Origin of the sequence: Luedemannella helvata (genome assembly GCF_039528415.1) — a bacterium.
Taxonomy (GTDB): Bacteria; Actinomycetota; Actinomycetes; order Mycobacteriales; family Micromonosporaceae; genus Luedemannella; species Luedemannella helvata.
On sequence record NZ_BAAALS010000073.1, the window covers coordinates 1 to 1,953 of the forward strand.

2 protein-coding genes and 1 pseudogene are annotated in these 1,953 nt (G+C 64.5%); 1 reads left to right on the forward strand and 2 read right to left on the reverse strand.

The genetic code is table 11. The features are described 5' to 3' along the window. Nucleotides 1-23: 23 nt before the first annotated feature. Nucleotides 24-218, forward strand: a complete 195-nt coding sequence (locus ABD191_RS28555) for a hypothetical protein (RefSeq protein WP_030900937.1) — start codon at nt 24-26, stop codon at nt 216-218. A 264-nt stretch (nt 219-482) separates the two neighbouring features. Here ABD191_RS28555 and ABD191_RS28560 read toward each other — a convergent pair whose 3' ends face one another. Continuing rightward, nucleotides 483-713 (reverse strand): helix-turn-helix transcriptional regulator, encoded by a 231-nt coding sequence (locus ABD191_RS28560; RefSeq protein WP_030900934.1) that lies wholly within the window; start codon nt 711-713, stop codon nt 483-485. 478 nt (nt 714-1,191) lie between these two features. Then, nucleotides 1,192-1,953 (reverse strand): annotated as a pseudogene (locus ABD191_RS28565) (hypothetical protein); the annotation flags it as partial.

Genomic DNA, 1,953 nt, shown 5'->3' on the forward strand with positions numbered 1-1,953 from the left:
GGCCGGCAGGGCAGAGTACGGGCATGAGCGACACCCTTCCTCCTCTCCCGCCGGTCGGTGATCTGTCGACGGAGCAGGTCCGCGGTGCGGCGTGCGTGTACTGCGGGATCCATCTTGGCGTCGGCCCGGCCATCGACCTCGGCGAGCAGCCGGCGGCCGTCGCCGACATGGCGGTGCGCTGGTTCCCGCGGGCCTGCCACGGCTGCGGCACTCCATGACCCCCGCTCCTCCTGGTGCGGCGGCGCTAGGGGGAGCGGGAACCGGCCACAGGTTCGATCCCGGAATGGTTGACTCCGGACCTACTCGCTCGTAAGTTCGAGCGCGACAGGGGTGAACCACTGGGACAGGACTGGCAAAAGTGACACATTCGCACGGGGTGTGAACGCAGTGTATAGATAAATGCGCCACGCACCCTTCCCGGAGCGGCATATGCCAGGCAGGATGAGGGGCGTTCCTCGTGGCCGAAACAGGGCATGAGGGGACTACGGCATGAGGTCCCGCGCCGGGAGGCGTAGGGCTCGGGCGAGGCGCAGAATCAAGCTGAACTTGGGGTCGGTCTTGCCGGCCTCAGTGTCTTGCAGGGTGGTGCGGTGAATGCCCGCGAGCTCCGCAAGCTGGTCTTGCGTGAGGTCCGCCTCGCGCCGGGCGTCGCGAATGCGGTCGCCGAATCTGATGCGGGCTTCGAGGATCCATGGGGGCGTTGCGGGTTGCACCCACTAGACGCTCATACTTCAAGATCGTCTTGTCTGCAGGATACATCCTGCTTTTTGTGATCAAGGTTGGCCGACCGTCGCGGACGCCAACCCAAGAGCGCGTCGGGGGTCGGACATCGGTGGCCCTTTGGTCGGCATCCTGACGCCGAGCGGCTCCTCGCCTTCAGGTAGGCGAGGAGCCGCTCATCATGCTGGCGACCTGGTGAAAGGATGCGACCCCCGTAGGAGATATTTAGGGGACGGCGCCTCGTACCAGGAGTGGTCTGAGAGTGTCCTAAGAGTGACCTCAGAATGCATGCGGCCGGGTGGCAAGCTGCAGCCCTAGGCCTGTGAGCTGCGGGGACGCTGCTCGATCGCTGTTCAGTGCGGGTGCAACAGGGGCGCCGAGAAGCTCCTCAACTTCATCATCGCTGAAGTAATTCGTCACCATGAGACGATCGCAGAGGAGGCTGTGACCAGCGAGGGAACCTCCGGCTGACTATTCGGAAGCCTCTCCAGGAAGATCATTTAGGAGAGATTTAGGGGATCTGGTCCGTTCCCAGACGGAGTCCCACCCGAGGTTTCCCATCGCCCGCTCGTACAGCTCCTGAAGCCCGTCGAGGCGTTGCTGCCGCATGGTGGGCGTGGGGTGCCGGTACGTGCCCTTGATGCCAGGGTACTTATGCCCCATCTGCTCGTACCCCAACACCGGCCGCACGTCGATCTGCTCCTGCCACGTGTCGTGCGTATGCCGCAGGTCGCGCATCGTCAGCCCCGGCATGATTGGTTCCCATTTCTCCTTGAGCGCTGTGCCGCGCGCCTTCGGACGGGCTTCCCGCCCGTCGGCCGCCGGCCTGATGATGCGGAACCACTCTGAGCGCCACCACCACTTGCCGGTCGGCGTGCAGAAGACGAAGTCGTATTTCCACTCCTTCAGGTGCTCTCGCAGCAGCTGAGCTAGAAACGGTGGTAGGTCAACGTCCCGCGCCGAGGGCCCGTTCTTCGGAGGCTCCAGCCCCCGGAAGATCTTCCGGTTCCCCTCCTCGTCGCGGATGTAATACTCGGCTAGCGCGCCCTCGTCCTCGTCGATCCGGATGATCGGACAGGAGAACACCTTCCCGTCATGCCGCTGCTTCCGGGTTAGCAGCGCGTTCCGCCGGTGGAGACCGACGAGCTCCTCCCAGCGCAGGCCCGTAAAAGCAGCCGTAAGAACGTGCATCCCATAAGCAGGCCCGAGCCGGCGCGCGAGCTGGAGCACAAC